18 protein-coding genes are annotated in these 16,779 nt (G+C 32.3%); 10 read left to right on the top strand and 8 right to left on the bottom strand.

All coding sequences use genetic code 11. The annotated features are described in order from the left end of the window. Window positions 1-40: 40 nt before the first annotated feature. The 3 genes from AAGU22_RS11110 to AAGU22_RS11100 all read right to left on the bottom strand — a co-directional run bounded on the left by AAGU22_RS11110 (window position 41) and on the right by AAGU22_RS11100 (window position 2,140). Window positions 41-235 carry a hypothetical protein gene (locus AAGU22_RS11110; RefSeq protein ID WP_458719174.1) on the bottom strand — a complete coding sequence of 65 codons (195 nt, stop codon included), beginning with the start codon at window positions 233-235 and terminating at the stop codon, window positions 41-43. 264 nt (window positions 236-499) lie between these two features. Then, the gene (locus AAGU22_RS11105) at window positions 500-1,159 is read right to left on the bottom strand and encodes a matrixin family metalloprotease (protein ID WP_458719173.1); all 660 of its coding nucleotides are present in this window, start codon (window positions 1,157-1,159) and stop codon (window positions 500-502) included. A gap of 168 nt (window positions 1,160-1,327) precedes the next feature. Next, on the bottom strand, window positions 1,328-2,140 hold the full coding sequence (locus tag AAGU22_RS11100; RefSeq protein WP_458719172.1) for an alpha/beta fold hydrolase: 813 nt from the start codon (window positions 2,138-2,140) through the stop codon (window positions 1,328-1,330). A 252-nt stretch (window positions 2,141-2,392) separates the two neighbouring features. On the opposite strand from AAGU22_RS11100, the gene AAGU22_RS11095 reads away from it, so the two are divergent. The 6 genes from AAGU22_RS11095 (at window position 2,393) to trxA (ending at window position 8,634) form a co-directional block, all read left to right on the top strand. Then, window positions 2,393-2,653 (top strand): hypothetical protein, encoded by a 261-nt coding sequence (locus tag AAGU22_RS11095; RefSeq protein WP_458719171.1) that lies wholly within the window; start codon window positions 2,393-2,395, stop codon window positions 2,651-2,653. A 147-nt stretch (window positions 2,654-2,800) separates the two neighbouring features. Next, window positions 2,801-3,391 carry a hypothetical protein gene (locus AAGU22_RS11090; RefSeq protein ID WP_458719170.1) on the top strand — a complete coding sequence of 197 codons (591 nt, stop codon included), beginning with the start codon at window positions 2,801-2,803 and terminating at the stop codon, window positions 3,389-3,391. A 106-nt stretch (window positions 3,392-3,497) separates the two neighbouring features. Continuing rightward, window positions 3,498-4,487, top strand: coding sequence for an NAD(P)-dependent oxidoreductase (locus AAGU22_RS11085; RefSeq protein ID WP_458719169.1), 990 nt, complete (start codon window positions 3,498-3,500; stop codon window positions 4,485-4,487). A 264-nt stretch (window positions 4,488-4,751) separates the two neighbouring features. Continuing rightward, window positions 4,752-6,377, top strand: a complete 1,626-nt coding sequence (locus tag AAGU22_RS11080) for a cation diffusion facilitator family transporter (protein ID WP_458719168.1) — start codon at window positions 4,752-4,754, stop codon at window positions 6,375-6,377. Between the two features lie 405 nt (window positions 6,378-6,782). Continuing rightward, on the top strand, window positions 6,783-7,958 hold the full coding sequence (locus AAGU22_RS11075) for an endonuclease/exonuclease/phosphatase family protein (RefSeq protein ID WP_458719167.1): 1,176 nt from the start codon (window positions 6,783-6,785) through the stop codon (window positions 7,956-7,958). 247 nt (window positions 7,959-8,205) lie between these two features. Next, the gene (trxA, locus tag AAGU22_RS11070) at window positions 8,206-8,634 is read left to right on the top strand and encodes a thioredoxin (RefSeq protein WP_458719166.1); all 429 of its coding nucleotides are present in this window, start codon (window positions 8,206-8,208) and stop codon (window positions 8,632-8,634) included. Window positions 8,635-8,999: 365 nt separating this feature from the next. Here the strand turns inward: trxA and AAGU22_RS11065 are convergent, their stop codons facing one another. Both AAGU22_RS11065 and AAGU22_RS11060 read right to left on the bottom strand, forming a co-directional pair. Further along, window positions 9,000-10,220 (bottom strand): CBS domain-containing protein, encoded by a 1,221-nt coding sequence (locus tag AAGU22_RS11065; protein WP_458719165.1) that lies wholly within the window; start codon window positions 10,218-10,220, stop codon window positions 9,000-9,002. Between the two features lie 286 nt (window positions 10,221-10,506). Beyond that, a complete protein-coding gene (locus AAGU22_RS11060) occupies window positions 10,507-10,758 on the bottom strand; it encodes a hypothetical protein (RefSeq protein ID WP_458719164.1) in 252 nt (83 codons plus the stop codon). A 187-nt stretch (window positions 10,759-10,945) separates the two neighbouring features. Here AAGU22_RS11060 and AAGU22_RS11055 point away from each other — a divergent pair, with 187 nt between their 5' ends. From AAGU22_RS11055 to AAGU22_RS11045, 3 genes are all read left to right on the top strand, one after another. Continuing rightward, window positions 10,946-11,827 (top strand): hypothetical protein, encoded by an 882-nt coding sequence (locus tag AAGU22_RS11055; RefSeq protein WP_458719163.1) that lies wholly within the window; start codon window positions 10,946-10,948, stop codon window positions 11,825-11,827. A 283-nt stretch (window positions 11,828-12,110) separates the two neighbouring features. Next, a complete protein-coding gene (locus tag AAGU22_RS11050) occupies window positions 12,111-12,425 on the top strand; it encodes a P-II family nitrogen regulator (RefSeq protein WP_458719162.1) in 315 nt (104 codons plus the stop codon). A 345-nt stretch (window positions 12,426-12,770) separates the two neighbouring features. After that, window positions 12,771-13,316, top strand: a complete 546-nt coding sequence (locus AAGU22_RS11045; protein WP_458719161.1) for an RDD family protein — start codon at window positions 12,771-12,773, stop codon at window positions 13,314-13,316. A 54-nt stretch (window positions 13,317-13,370) separates the two neighbouring features. Here the strand turns inward: AAGU22_RS11045 and AAGU22_RS11040 are convergent, their stop codons facing one another. Further along, window positions 13,371-13,910 (bottom strand): hypothetical protein, encoded by a 540-nt coding sequence (locus AAGU22_RS11040; protein ID WP_458719160.1) that lies wholly within the window; start codon window positions 13,908-13,910, stop codon window positions 13,371-13,373. A 221-nt stretch (window positions 13,911-14,131) separates the two neighbouring features. Between AAGU22_RS11040 and AAGU22_RS11035 the strand changes: the two genes are divergently transcribed. Next, the gene (locus tag AAGU22_RS11035; RefSeq protein WP_458719159.1) at window positions 14,132-14,374 is read left to right on the top strand and encodes a hypothetical protein; all 243 of its coding nucleotides are present in this window, start codon (window positions 14,132-14,134) and stop codon (window positions 14,372-14,374) included. Between the two features lie 625 nt (window positions 14,375-14,999). Here the strand turns inward: AAGU22_RS11035 and AAGU22_RS11030 are convergent. Continuing rightward, window positions 15,000-15,182, bottom strand: coding sequence for a hypothetical protein (locus AAGU22_RS11030; RefSeq protein WP_458719158.1), 183 nt, complete (start codon window positions 15,180-15,182; stop codon window positions 15,000-15,002). A gap of 99 nt (window positions 15,183-15,281) precedes the next feature. Beyond that, a complete protein-coding gene (locus AAGU22_RS11025; protein WP_458719157.1) occupies window positions 15,282-15,749 on the bottom strand; it encodes a hypothetical protein in 468 nt (155 codons plus the stop codon). Window positions 15,750-16,779: the final 1,030 nt, after the last annotated feature.

Genomic DNA, 16,779 nt, shown 5'->3' with positions numbered 1-16,779 from the left:
TATTGGATTAAAGAATAAAATCTGTTAAATCTACTAAGTATTAATCTTTTTTGTCTTTACAATGTGCTTGAACGTGATGCAGCCTGTCCTTTGAACTAATAAACTGTTTACCACATTTATTACATTTTAAAACTACTTTATGATGCACTTTTCTACCATGCTCAATGAATTTCTCATAATTATCAAATTTTTCTCCATCCTTTTCACACTTGTATTTTTTTTGAAGAATATTCACAAATACCTTGAGTTTAAGATATTATTAAATACATTGATTCTAGAGAATAAAGTTGTTCCTTTTTGATATATTTGCAAATTTGTTTAAAGTTTTTATAGGATAATTTATTCATATTTGCAATAACTGCATTTATCTTTGAGAACCTTCTGATATAACTTTTAAAGGAAACTACCTCCGCTTTTTTCGTTTCCAACTGAATTGAATAGTTGATTTGGACCAAAAAATTGTAATGACTATTTTAAGCTAATAGTTTTTTTATTGTTTCTAACATTCCAAATAGTTTTCTGTTGGTGTATACATCGTGTCTCCGCCGTTGACCTTCCAGGCGTTGGCGATATGTACTGCTTCTATTTCACACGATGAGATAGTCGGACTTCCAATATCTACTCTTTCAGTCATAAGATTTCCTCTAAAGTTGGCGTGATCAAGACCAAGTACGTGACCCAGCTCATGCAATGTGATTTGCTCAATTTGTGATGAACTAAAATCACGATCGTAAGATTCTTCTGATACTGTTATATGAGATTGTCTGATGAATCCAAACTGGTCAAAATAGTTTACAGTTTTCCCAGCTATTCTTTTCCCATCATTTTTGAAAGAAATCTTGATATCTTCATTGTCATCTGATTCAATCAACGTAATTCCAGTCAAACCCTCGTTCCAAGAGTCAACTGCATTTCTTACTGCATCCTTCAGAACATCATCATCATCATCAGTTTCTATCGAATACGTTAAGAGACCATCGGCTAATTCGTAACCCCATGCACAACAGATTTGAATTACATCCTTGTCAGAGAAATCGTTATCATCATCATCATCATCATCATCATCACCCCTCACAAACGATGAATGATTAATACTTATGGTAGTAAACAGAACTACAATCACAAAAGATAGTAGCAATAATCTGGTAGAACTGTTCATATTGTACTATATCTTTGTATTTGAGGTATTTAACATATGTTTTAGTCAAATTCTAATAACAGTTTTATCTTCTATTACATTTTAGCATAATAAATTTACAGTATATATTCTCGCTCAATTTTATTCTTCATTATCTTGAATAATTCTCTAAATTTGGAATGTATAATACTATTGTTCAGTAACAAGAAAATCTAATAATATTTGATATACGATCGCTGGCTTTTCGATAAACGGTGAATGTCCAGCATCCTTAATTATCTGTATTGTTGCGTTGTCAAATATTTCCTTAAATTTTTCTGCAAATGTTACTGGAATAAGTTTGTCTTTTTCTCCCCAAACAATAAGACAAGGAATCTCTTTAATCACATTAATCGTGTTCAAATCCAAGGTTGTTGAGGTACTATTTTCAAATGCGGACTCAAATGCATGCTTTGCACCAGGCATATTGATTATTGAAACAAAAATGTCTACAACGATCGGAAGAAGTCTGATTCTATCTGCTACCAACTTTTCAAACACATTTTTAAGTTTATTGTACCTCAAAACAGGATCCATGGTCTGTACAGCATTCAAATAGTCATAAAGTAAAGGCGTGGGCTTGCCCAAAAGACCAGATGAATTAAATAATATCAATTTATTGATTTTAGTTTTGTTTCTGATTGAGTATTCTAAAGCTATGTATCCCCCCAATGAGTGTGCTATAATACTTATCTTCTCGGTACATTCTATTCCTATTTCACTCAAAAATTTATCTAGAAATTTACAGAAATAATTTAAAGTATAATTTTCGTGAGGTTTATCGGTCCCTCCAAACCCGACTAGATCCAACGCTATGGTATGAAAATACTTTGATAGTGCTTCGGGAATATCCCGCCATGTTAAGGATGAAGATCCTAAACCGTGCAGGAATAGAACAATTTTCTCATTGCCTTTTCCAAATTCGTCATACTTTACGTTAATTCCTTCAACATTGATATACAATTATAAGAAATAGAAAGCATTAACAATAAATAAGAATATCAGTACGTATTCTTTAAATTTATCTACTCCTCCATTAATTTCATAAATTCCAACTTAAAATGTTGTTTTTCTAAAAGATTAGTGTATTAATTCACACTAAACTGATCTTTCGTTAATTTGTCTCTTCGCCACATAATATTTTTCAAAGAAATCCTCTTCTCTTGAAAGCTGAAATAATGTTATATATTTGCAAATTGATTAAGATATTATCATTTGAATAATGCTAATTGCGATCCAAGAAATAGAGCTTATAAGAACGGAAAGACGTTTGAGGATTGTAAAGTGGAAGCTCGTGGTCTTGTCACAAAACTGTCCGGCGAAATTCATGATAATGAAGAAATTTCATGGAAGCACATTTTAGAAATTGCAGATCATGATGAAATAGTTTATAAGTTAACCCTAAAGTATTTTAGAGAAATGGGATATGATATAGGCAATTATACAAAACCCAGAGTAGTAAAGCACACCGGATAACATATATTAGAAACAAGGACTTTACGAAAAAATTTGAGATTCATTGTTCATTAAAGTTTTAAATTATTAATGTGATCTATAATTGTTTTCATGCATTGGGGAGAATTAGCGCATGACTTAAGTATAATAATAAATTGAATATTATGAATGTCAAAACCAATATCAAAAGGTTTGTTTATAGTTTTAACTCTTATTGCAGGAGTATTTGTGGCACCGAGTTTGATGTTTTCTGGATCTGTACTAGCTACTGAATCGATAACTGACTTTAGTGATAACGCTGAAGTTGATGCTGATACGAATACGGTGTCTGACACTTCATCTTCTATGATGAAGTCTTCATCTAGTAACAAAGGATCAATAACTCACGTACAGGCAAAAAATACTCAGCAATCCATTTATAATTGTGCAACCGGGCAAAAGGGAGTTATTATTTCCCCTGGCTATTTCAAAGTTAATGCTGACAAGAAGAATGGTAAATGGTCTGGAACTATTTCTATTAAAGGATCCACTGGAGAAAAAAGTGGTCATATTGTTAGCGGGAAAGCAAATGGTATCTCATATACATTTAATGGGAATTTGGATACAAAGAATACCTTGTGTCATTTTCCAGGTTTGCAGTTAAGTGGTACCTCATTTGATTTGGGTTCTCTAACTTGTGGTACACTTAAGACAGTCAAATACACGGAATTATCTACTGGCAATACTAATCACTTCAAAGTTCTTATAACCTGTAGATAACTATTCCGTCTTTTTCTTTTCTATTCATGTATTTTTGACCGAATTTACATTTATCCCAAACATATTAAAGATAAATAAAAACATGGAAAATAGATAATGATGTACCTTGAAAATTAAAGCAATGATCCAAAACCTGGAGTTTAAACAGCAAATAGCAAGAAAGGCAGAAAAGTCCCACATAAGTATAGAATTTATTAATTATGATGAATCACTCATATCGCAAGTTCAAAATGCTGATATACTGATTAACAGTTTTGATAAAATAGACAAGTCCTTCATTGATTCATGTCCAAATCTTAAATTAGTTCAGCAATCTGGTATCGGAGTGGACAGTATCGATATCGACTATTGTTCTAGTAAGGGTATTTACGTAGCAAATGTTCCTATGGCTAATGCAATATCTGTTGCAGAACATACCTTCTTGTTAATGCTTTATTTGGTTAAGAACATAAAAATAAGCCTATTCAACCCTCAAGCAAATACAGGTTCGTTCGTTAGAAGACAACAAGATAGAATGGGATCAGAATTACTAGGAAAGACATTATTAATAATAGGATTGGGGGTTACAGGAATAGAAGTAGCTAAACGGGCCAAAGCATTCGGAATGAAGGTTATTGCTGTAACGAAACATCCTTTCACAAAGACTGAAGGTGGGGATAAGAAATATTTTGTAGATAATTTGTATGGTGTAGATAAACTCTCTGAAGTCATTCAACGAGCAGACATAACTTCTATTCATGTTCCATTAAATAGAGAAACTGAAAACATGATAGGAAGTAACGAATTGAATTTGATGAAACAATTTGCTTATTTAATTAATGTGGCCAGAGCCCAAGTGGTCAACAAAGATGCATTGTTAAAATCTTTAAAGGAAGGGAAAATTGCAGGAGCCGCATTTGATGTATTTTGGAAGGAGCCAGTAGACTCAAAGGATGAATTATTACAGCTAGATAATTTCCTCTTAACACCACACATTGCAGGATGGACCCATGAGGCAATTGATTCTATATCGGATATCATATTCATCAATATTGAAAGAGTAATGCGAGGACAACTTCCACTAACATTGGTTAACAAGGTAGCTGATAACCTCTAGTATTAGCCATGGTTGGATTCTTAAAAAAAGACTGCCCATTTCAACCTACTTCTAAAGTTGTGTCTTAGCAACATTATTGATGAAATAACAATCATGTTGAGAATTGAACCATATATCGCGGTCCTCTTCTTATCAATATTTTCATCAATCATCATATGTACATTTTCTTCAAGTCTAAAGTCCACGAAAACGCATTTGTAACCTGCAAGTAAGACAAATTTTTCATATCCATTATATACCTCAATATTTTATTCATTTGTATTTGTGGTAGATAGAAAGGAGGAAGATAGTGAGGATTCATTCTTTGATAAATTCAAAAGGTTTAAGATTAATAATGTACCTGAAAAAAAATCATCTGAAACCATAGATCCAGAGTTACTCAATCAATTAGCATATAACGAAAAAATTCGGATTGCTATAACTTCTATTATTGCTTCGGCTTCACTTACCATTTCAAAGTTCATAATTGCAATTTATACTAATAGTCTTGGACTGCTATCTGAGGGAATGCATTCTGGTTTGGATGTTCTGGCTGCTTTGATGACATTATATGCAATTAGAATATCGAGGAAACCACCTGATCCTGAACATAATTATGGATATGCGAAATTTGAAAGCCTTACAAGTTTAGGGGCTGTTTTGCTTCTGTTCATCGTAGCTGGCTGGATTTTTTACGAAGGGTTGGAACGGATCTTCTTCAAACAAGTAGTTCCTGAAATTACTGTTTATTCATTTGGTGTTTTGATTGCATCGATAGTAGTAGATTATGGTCGATCTAGGGCTCTATACAAGGTTGCTGATAAATATGGTAGTCAGGCTATAGAAGCAGATGCATTACACTTCCGAGTTGATATGCTTACTTCTTTTGTTGTACTTGTTGGTCTGGCAATTGTATATTTTCTTGGTATTCCTAATGCTGATGCATATGCTGCAATCACGGTTGCTGGTCTTATCGTATATACTTCATTAGGACTTGGCAGGCGAACACTAGATGTTCTATTGGATAAGGCCCCGAAAGGTATTCAGGGACAAATACATGAATCTATAACAGGTTTTGAAGGAATAAAAAAGGCTCATAGCATCAGGGTAAGGAAAGTGGGAAAAGATACTTTTGTAGATTTACACATTGAAGTTCCAAGAATATTCACCCACGATAAGGCACATAGAATAGCTACTAATGTAGAGTACAAAATTAAGAATGAAATCATACCAAATTCTGACGTTGTTGTACATGTAGATGCGGTAGAAGATTACCTGACAGAAACTATAAAAGATAAAATAAGACTTATTTCCGAGGATTTTCCCTCGATAAAAAATGTTCATTCAATTTATCTTTCAAATATTGTAGTTAATGAACCAAGTAATGGATCAAAGAACAACGAAATTAGTGAAAATTCTTTACAGCTTTTGCATCTATATCTGGATGTTCAGATGGATGATAAATTAAGTTTCAAAATAGCTCACGGGGTTGTTGATGATTTTGAAAAGAAAATAAAAGAAGAAGTTCAAAATATAAAACGGATTACCACCCATATTGAAACAGATTTGGATATAGAATCATCTGTGGGACGTGAGGAGTTGGCTGATCAGACTTTCTTGGAACGAATAAAGAAAATGGCGCTCTCCATAGAAGGGGTTTCTGATTGTGATGAAATTTCTCTTGTTTATGTAAAAAATGAACTTCACATTACTTTGACCATTAAAATAAATCCTTTGCCAATTAAATCTGACAATAGATCTTTTGATTTGATACCTTCCTCTCCCACTCCCTCTAGCCCCGATGATAGTCTTTCGGTGGAAAAAGCCCATGATATTTCTACTCAGGTTCAAAATCTTCTTTTGGAGAATACGAATGCTTCACGAGTAATCGTCCATGCAGAGCCTGTCTAGGAATAAAAACTTATGATGTATTTGAAAATCTACCATATTACGATCCTCTATCTTAGTCCATGGTTTTTACTTTTTAGGCTATTTAGAAACCTCTCAAATTAGAAAGACAGGTCTAAAGTATTTATTGTCATAATATATTCTGAAATGTCTTTCAAAAAGCGATTACTTTATTTATCTTCAAGCACCGGTATCTTTCTTGTTACTAACATTATATTTTAGAATGATTAAGTTAGTAATTAAAACTACTTTGATTGGAAAAATAGTAATGTGTTTAAAATCGATTGTTTTTAAAGGAGTCAATACGATTCAATTTTTTCTTTTCTAAAAAACCGATTACTATATTTAAGGTTGATTAATTCATAAAAATGAAAAAACTATTAACTCCTATAATTTGATCTGCCTAATATGAATGAATTTTACGTGAGTTTTTGGAATGTTAACAACTTATTTGATACTCTTCCCACATCAATAGGATCTACTATTGAATTTACTCCCGACAGGGGTTGGAATAATGTAGTAAAGAACAAAAAAATTGAAAATCTGGCTCATGTAATAAATTCTCTGCATGATAACCAGGGACCAGACATAATCGGGCTGTGTGAAATTGAGAGTGAAAAATTGGCCCTTAATTTGATAGATAAACTTCGAGCGGAAAAAGAATATTCAATTGCACAATATCTTAATAGCCCAGACATTCGTGGAATTGATACATGCTTGTTATATTCAAAAAAATTATTTAGACTTAATACAGTTAGAGGCTATAGCACACAGCTAAGATATCCAACAAGAGATATTTTGGTGGTAAATTTAACGGTTTTATCAAATAATGCCGATTTAAATATAATTGTTAATCACTGGCCATCCCGGGCTGGAGGGCGATTCGAAACTGAACCTCTTAGGATTGCAGTTGCTGAAAATTGTGCACGTGCTGTTGAAGACATTTTGAAAATAAGCCCGAATGAATTGCAGAACCTTCCTGGGGACCTAAAGTATGATGAAAAATCGCTCTCCATTCTGAATCAAAAATGGAATAAGAATATTTTAATTATGGGTGATTTTAATGACAATCCGTACGATAGAAGTATTTTGAGCTATTTACATGCTACACCTGATAAACGGAAGTTAATGAAATGGGATGAAATATTCGAACACCCACTACAAAAAAGATGGCCCTACAATAAACAAACTGATAAACACAATTATCTCTTTTATCAAGGATATCTTTTTAATTGCATGTGGTCACTCATACCAGATGGGACTATTTTCTATGATGGTGGATACGATTTATTTGATCAATTTATTGTCTCTCGTGGATTGCTGAATGGTGAACAAGATCTGAAAATAGATCTAAATAAAATTCATATAAATAAAAAAATTCAATTAGATCGCAATCTTTCTTACGAATTTTTCGATACCTGGAATCGAAACAAAATACATCCTTCATATGGACAAAGTCCTATGAGATTTGAATATCAACGAATTAAGCCAAACGGAGACCTTGAAGAATTATCTCCAGGAAGAACAATTCTTACAGGATATAGCGATCACTTTCCAATAGAATCAACAATTAACCTCCTTTAGTACAATATAGCTTCACATACTGTTTTGGATTTCAAAAGATAAGAGATCAGACCAATATCTTTGATGAATTTGTTAATGTTATGATGAATTATCTGTTGCATTTTTTTTACTACAATTAGTTGATTCAAAAGGATATCTGTAATGAAAATAACTAAGTCAACACAAGAAGAAGAAGAAGAAGAACAAATACAAATTCCAGTAATTAATGAACCTTTATTATTATGACTCTCGCAAAATAAACTAAAATATGAAAAATTGGGACGAGGATCTTGCGAAAATAATGGAGAAAAAAATGAAAATGTACAAAGAACAAATCGACAATAATCTTACAACAAACAATAATCATGAAAATAATATCACTAGCCCAATTACGTTAACTGACTATAATTTTGATGAAGTTACCAAAAAATATTCGCTTTTAGTAGTCGATTTCTGGGCTCCTTGGTGTGGCCCTTGTAAATTGGTATCGCCTGTAATCGACCAATTGGCCATCGAATTAAGAGGAAAAGCAGTGTTTGGTAAACTAAATATTGATGAAAATCCTACAATAGCAAACATTTACGGGATTCAAAGTATTCCCACTTTGATCATTTTTAAGAATGGAGAAGCAATAGATGGCCTTATGGGAGCCGTGCCAAAACAGCAACTGATATCTACAATATCACGGTATTTTTAGATGCGATTTGAAGAGTAGTTACTCTTCCATAATCATTCTCTACATATTTTGCTTTTTTGCGGCTATTACTTTTGGTTGCTAGTGAGTACATTTGACTATTTTTTTGATCTCTAGTTCAGAACGATTCATACGTCGTGATAGTTCGCGGGTATTATTTTGCATCGTTTCATCAAGATTGGTTTAGCAAATACAATTCGTTTCATATATCTGAATAGGAAAGTAATCCTATCTTCTATCATCAAAGTATTTAAATTTGCTAAATTTTATTGGGGGAAGGGGAAGGAGTATTATTTAGAGTACAACATTTTTATCCTCTATAGATGTTCTCTTCAGATAAATTTATCCTATGATAAATAATACGATCCTTACTCCCTTGGCGAGTATCTTACTGATTCTTTATGTTTTTCTCCGGATTTTTGTCGAGAAATCTGGTTCTTAAAGCTGTCGCTCATTTCATCAAAAATCTTTGCAAGATCATATTCATTTGTAGAAGTATATGTGTATCTTCTATGAGGGTATATAATGTTTGCAGATATCTCATATCTTTTTCGTTCCCCTGTTATATCCTTAATCTTAATCTTACATCTAGATTCTATAATCCCGGGAGATATTTTATGCATTAATTTTATTATATTAATAAATTTTGATTTTACTAACTCTGACTCAAATGGATCCTCGGGTAAGCCTATTATGTAGGAGGGAATTTCGTTCTCAACCTGTTCGCCTAATAGTGAAATAATATCTCTGAAAGTAATTATGCCTAACACTGTATCTAACGATTTTACTAATGCATAGGATGAATTGGAATTTAACAATAAATTTATTACAGAATTAATAGCTTCATTTGGACTAATCGTTACTATGTTTCTGTCTGCAATACCAATTACTTCAAGTTCTAACCTGTGTTTATCATGTTCTGACACAATTGCATCCCTTGCAATTCTTTCTGATGGAATCAGCGTGTGCATAATGTCACTTGAGGTAACAATACCCTTCACCAAATTTGTTCCCTCATGCATCTGTTCTACGATTGGTAGATGATCTATCATGTCTTTTGTCATTATGTTCCTTGCGGTCGCTACTTTATCCTTTGGCTCAATTGTGATAAGCTCAGGAGTCATTAAGTCAGAAGCGATAATTCGTTTGTCAAAATTTATTTTCTTCTTATCAAAGGTTTCAAGGATGTATTGCAGTATTCTTTTTGACGATACCTGTCCCATTATTTCATGACTGCTTTCATCAATAATAGGTAACGCTCGTAATCTATGAAGGCTCATTATCCTTGCAGCATTACCAACAGAGTCAGTTTGTGTGAGACTTGGAATTCTCTTCCCTAATGTAGAAGATTTCATGGTGTTAATGTCCCTAGCAACTAGAATATCTCTAGTATTCAGGCAGAATAGTGATTTATCTGATAATTGAACAAATACCTCGTGGGATTTTTCTTTAGTCATAATCCCAATAATTTTAGATACAGGGACATCTTCCTTTACTAACACCGGCTTCTCAATAAGATCTCTTAATTCCTTACTTCGAATGTCTTTTAGATGACTGTATAATTGTCTACTGACCTCTTGTGAAATCATGTTATCATATATATCCTATATTATTTTATATTTGCGTAATTAAAATGGCTCTGGCATGTGCCAATCGCGATTTCTAAGTATACAGTTTGTACCTTTACTCTAGATCGCTGCATAACTACTTTAAAGGTTCACTTCAAGAATCTATTGGTTGCCCAAGTTACTATTATATATATTTTAAAAGCTGTGATTTTAACGAAATTGCTAATTTTGCAATTCTTAATCTTAAAGTATTTTTCCACTTTTCATGTTGTAGAAACTAATAAAAGAAAGAAATGACGATTTATTCTCAATTAATACTTCGTTCTTTGTATCTTCTTGTGAACTCTTTTTCAATTTCTTCTTTCTTTATAACTTCACCTCGTCTACCTGGGGTTCTGATCGCTTGTTGGTTCACTTGTCGCCTTTCTTCTTCTAATTCATTAAATCCTCTTTGGTAATCATTTATTTGTTGCTTTTTCTTTTGAAGCTCCACAGCATAGGATTTTCTAAAGAATTCTTCTTCGGAATCAATAATAACATTGTTATTCCCTAGTTCCACATACTTATATAGGTGGTCTTAATATATCAACATTTAATTTTCCTAGGTTAAGATCATTTCAGAATAGGTTAAGAATTTTGATTGTATCAATAACTTTAATGATTTGTATATTCAATAATAATTACATTTGAATCAGAGATTTATTGTCAAAATATCGATGAATAATTTATTCTTGGTGGGAATTTTAGTGCCCTTATTGGCTTTGGCGCCAGTAGTCTATGCCCAAAATATGGGAACCAATTATATAAACAACGAGGCTTTTAACCAAGCTAAAAATACTTCCCTAGGACTTGTAAACCAAGCTCCTAGTGAATTAAAAAGTGCTTTAAACCAAGCTAAAAATACTTCCCTAGGACTTGTAAACCAAGCTCCTAGTGAATTAAAAAGTGCTTTAAACCAAGCTAAAAATACTTCCCTCGGACTTGTAAACCAAGCTCCTAGTGAATTAAAAAGTGCTTTAAACCAAGCTAAAAATACTTCCCTCGGACTTGTAAACCAAGCTCCTAGTGAATTAAAAAGTGCTTTAAACCAAGCTAAAAATACTTCCCTCGGACTTGTAAACCAAGCTCCTGATGAATTAAAGAGTGCTTTAAACCAAGCTAAAAATACTTCCCTCGGACTTGTAAACCAAGCTCCTAGTGAATTAAAAAGTGCTTTAAACCAAGCTAAAAATACTTCCCTCGGACTTGTAAACCAAGCTCCTAGTGAATTAAAGAGTGCTTTAAACCAAGCTAAAAATACTTCCCTCGGACTTGTAAACCAAGCTCCTAGTGAATTAAAAAGTGCTTTAAACCAAGCTAAAAATACTTCCCTCGGACTTGTAAACCAAGCTCCTGATGAATTAAAGAGTGCTTTTAACCAAGCTAAAAATACTTCCCTAGGACTTGTAAACCAAGCTAAAAATACTTCCCTAGGACTTGTAAACCAAGCTCCTGATGAATTAAAGAGTGCTTTTAACCAAGCTAAAAGCCTTTTTAAGAACGATACTAATTCAAGTAAACTACTGAATCTATTAGAAGGAGACGTTGGGAATTTAATTAATGAGTTCTCCAATCTATTTTCAAAATAGTCCAAAATTGGAATCTATAGATTCCAATTTTTTGCATCATTTTATTCGGCTTGTTTCGATTGTTAGCTCAAAATATCATAATAAATCCTACTAGCAGGATCAGAGATCTATAATAATTACATTACAATAATCATAGTAATAACTAACATTTAGAATCTCAAATTGTGAGTGTAAATGACTTATACTATATTAACTATTTTAACTCTAGTCTCTTTAAATATGAAAAAGATGCCTTTAACTTAACATTATTTATATTTATATAAATCAGACTCAAAACATACTCATGAAATGGTTGATAATTTATGTTAAGGAAAATAGTTTTAATGCGGTTAAAAAAGTCCTATTTGACAACGAAGTAGAAGCTATTACATACTTTGATGTTATGGGACAGGGCCATCTTGAAAGAGAGGCTACCGAGAGGATTGTACAAGGTTATAAAACTGGAGAAAAATATACACCTGAATTTGCTCGTCGTACACGAATTGAAACAATAGTACCTGATTCAAAAGCAAGCTTAATTGTCGAGGCATTAAAAAGTGATGCAAATATACATGGTAGAGTCTTTATTTCTGATATGCCTGAATCACATAACTTGTAGGTCAAAATCGTTGCATTACTTAATTATTTTTAATTTATTGGTTTAGCTCAATAAATAAAGTTTCATGGCGATTGAAATCTTGTTAGTTAGTCGATGTCGACAAATTGAATCTTTTTAGAATTTTATCTTTGTTTTTTTGAACACTTCGGTTCGATCATGATTACCTACTAGTCAGTCTTATTTGAACTCGTAAGGAGATATTGTTATACAATCATATAATCAGTCGGATACAAGGAAGGTTAAATTCAATTCATTCTTGCTTGGTGATGTGAAAAAGTCTGAAACGCTCACGAAATTAATTTAAATATATCTTTTTATAATTTACTTTTAGTTCTTCATATGTATATGAGTAATAACAAGAGCGGGGATTCCATCTCAAACAAGTCTGAAAAGAAATATTCGAGGGAAATCGTTTTGGCAAAATGGGAGGATAGGTTCGTAGCTTGGCTCATTGACTTTGTTATAATATCGATAATAATAGGAATCCTGTTTTTCATCTTTTCAGCTGACTATTCTTTTCCATTTTGGGGAATTTCTATCGACGGAGATGATGGAGTGGGTATTAAACAACCATATGAGTACATTGTTGCTAGCTCCATTTTTTTTCTTTATTGGGTAGCCCTGGAATTTTTAACTGGACAAACTATTGGAAAAAGAGTTGTTTACATTAAGACTACAAATTTGTACGGCGAAAGACCAAATATCATAAATATAGCTATTGAGGTCTTCGGAAAATCATTCCTATTACCAGTTGATATCATATTGGGACTTATTTTCTCAAGTAAGAGAAGGCAAAGAATTTTCAATAAAGCTGGTGGAACTATTGTGATCAAGCTGAAAAAGACAGATGAAGATGAGAATGACAGCATAAAATATATCAAAGACTATTAAGAAAATTATCTTTATAATTAAACTAAAGTAGGGATCAATTCCCATTATTGAGAATCAATCTTTTGATTTGTTAGTAAAGTCTACGGCAATGATGGCATTATTTTCCAAAATTATATTCTTGTAATTATCTGACTTAATTTGGGAACCGTTTTCTGATATCATCGAAACATTTGCTGCGATATCATTTTTTGAAATATTTTCAATGAAAGAAGAGTTGTCAAAGATATCCCATACTTTCAAAAACTGATCAAGTGAGAATGCAGTTTTAATTGGCGATTCAACATGAATTATGCCTGAATCATCATGGGTATGCAACCAAAATATGCAATCATTTGGGATGATGCCTATTCCAGCAGGGATATTGTGAGTTTCATTTTGAAATTTTAGAATTAATTTTGTATGGTTGTGATAAACTAAATGCTCAACCTTATCACATGTAATTCCAGAAATGTCGGTAGGGATTGTTTTAGAATTATTACTATTATTTAATTGGTCGTCCTGACCAAAAACTGCGTTATTCTGACTCGTAATCATAGAAATTATTAAAAAAAAGAGCAAGGTTGAGGGAATAATCTTCCAGTTGGTTTTGTACAATGAAGTAAAATTGACCTTCTCATATTTAAATTACTAATTCTTAATTGAATTACCAATCAAAAGCAGAATTATGTCATTTACACGTCTGTCTGATGTCCATAATCATTTAACTAAAAGGGAATAAATAAGAGTGAGATTTCAAATATTACAATCTGAACAAAAATTATCCAATCTGGCCTTTTTGGAGTGGGATAGGCTTTGCGCTATTTGGGATATTGCTAGTGGCACTGAGGGCAAATGTGCGAGTCTCATTTGTTTTCTTTGCTGTTGCACTGTTCCTATTTATAATTTGGGTATACTTGATTTTAAAAACTGATAGGAAAAAGAAAATGGGCGAAATCGAACCTCAAAAATGCCTGTGTCCTATTTGTAAACATGAAGTTACAAATGTCTGTGTTAAACAAAAATGCCCTTGCTGCATAGATATGAAAGATAATTCTGTTGTCGGACATTCTGTAGAATAGTATCGACAATGTGAGGTTGTGTTATATAATGAGGTAGTTGAAGTGTCTATCTGATCACTAATTCTATTCATTTAAAGACGGGCACAAATCTTGATTCTATTTTCATTCTAGCCATGTGGTTAATTAGTATGGTTTGGCTTCTTAATATAGTTGAAATAACATATCCACGAGAAGTCAGTTCTAGAGACCTCCCCGCTGGGCTTGAAATACCCTACTAACTATAGTTGAATAAATTCAAATATAGTTGTATATTAGATGTATCTTCAAATATATAAAATTAATTTAAATATACAAATAATATTTATTAAAATGACAATATTTTAGATATTGAAAAAGTGAACTCTTTCTGCTAGTTTAATTGAGGTAAAATGTTAGAGTTGGTCGATTGTAAAATACCTAATTTTTTTTGGTTAGTTCTAATAAACCATTATTATTGAGAGCAAGATGTTTAGGAGCAAAAAAAGCTGTGCAAGAGTATATTTGCTTGAATTCAGGAAAGTTCAATTTGGACTATCTTGATTTGGGAAAAAAGTAAAATTTCTTTAGCAAAGGTTACTATCAAATATTTAATCTATATTGGAAAACTCAACAGAAAAAATTTTGAAAAAATTACAAATTTAGTGATCTATACTGTAATATTGCATTCTTTATTTGTCTTTATTTTGCAATTGTTATCATGTCTCCAGCTTCCGTTATAAAAAATTTGTAAATGCATTGAGCTATCTGAAGTCTTTTGAATTCTGGTGGCGCCATTTTCTGGATTACCTTCCTTATTTCTGTCTTTATATGGTTCTAAGAATTTTCTCATATCTGAAATGAAATTCTGTTTAATAATAAGTATTTGATTAGTTTTTTTTGAGCCGAATTAAAAATTAAAGATCTGGTCAGTTTTCAAAAAAATGGAGGATCAATGTTTATAAAATGCTTTCACATGTGGTCTAAACATGTAATAAATTATAGCTCCACTTATGATCATACCTACTATGTGGCTGGCTAGTCCATATAAGGCTGAAGAAGTAATGGATCCAGCTATTATAGCTGAAATAATTTGAATAATGAGACCAATTATGGTTACTATTATTGTAATTATCCAAGCCCAGGCTTTACCCTTCAGCAGGCCATATGACACTATTAAATATGCAATCCCAAGAATCAACATTACCACGCCTATAGCTATTGGAATCGCTCCTAGGGATGCAAGTTGTGTCAGGTCAGTAGAACTGCCATTACTTTGAATAATATCTTCTGAAGCCGTAGATAAAAGTGCGCCAAGTCCCAAGAAGGATGTTCCGCCGATGATAAGGAAAATTCCACCTATTATTATTAAAATTGCTATTAATGTAATGCCCGCAGGTCTCTCTTTATTTGTAGTCAATTGTATCCCAAAATTATTATTTGGTGCTATTATATATCGGTATGGGTACCAATATTCCGGAAATTTATTCTTGTAGTGAGGAAGAGTTATTATAATTTTGTCTTAATTGGTTTGAGATTTATTCGTGTTCGACCTAATTTGAACACTATTTGCATAAATAATTAAATATTTTTTTTGTGCGATTATTCATGATTCCGAAGCCGTCAAGTATTAGCTGTTGACCATTTGTAAGGTTTGATAAATCTTTTTCGTATTTATGCACACTTATATAATGGCATCCCCAAATCCAGACCTTTGAATTATTCGTCTAAAATTCTCAGTAAAGAAAAATATTTCAGCGGTAGATCTCGATATTTTATCATCAGATTGACAACTTGTTTCTGTTTCCATATTTTAAAATTAAAACAAAGATCAAATGGGTTCCTTTTTATAGATTAAAGGTTGTAACAAAGATGGTCTTATAGGAATCCCTTATCTGATACGTCTGGATTCTTTGGTTGAAAAGTATAATCGAGGAATTAACACTTTTACATACTTGTAAGGGAACCATTTTTTTAGTGCCTTATTAATTTACTACGTTATGGAGAAAATATTAAATACACAATCTAGATAAATAATTTGCAGAACAATTCGTAATTTTGGAAAATACTAGGTAAACTAGATATAAATTACGAAATAAAGACTTCAACTGATATAAAGCTTTATTGAATCCCATTATCGATAGTGATGAAATGAGGAGTTTTCTAATCGACTTAATACATTGTAAAATATAGCATATACGTTAAATGGATACCTTATCTTCCCCAACTATTTGTAGCATTTATAATTTATTGAGCATTCGCTAAAGTTCCAATATTCCCCAAATGTATGGTGTCGTCATAATCGAGGCTAGATGATTCCTTCCAAGATTATTATCAAGAGTGAACTTATGCTCATTAGCTTTCTATAACTGATACATTGCCTGAACTTTCATTGGCTACATAGAAGTTGTCATTACTTGGATTGAATTCGAGTGCAATAGGACCTTCTC

Source organism: Candidatus Nitrosocosmicus sp. R, from assembly GCF_054408505.1.
Note: the sequence above shows the minus strand (reverse complement) of the source record. Positions and strands in the feature narration are given on the sequence as shown.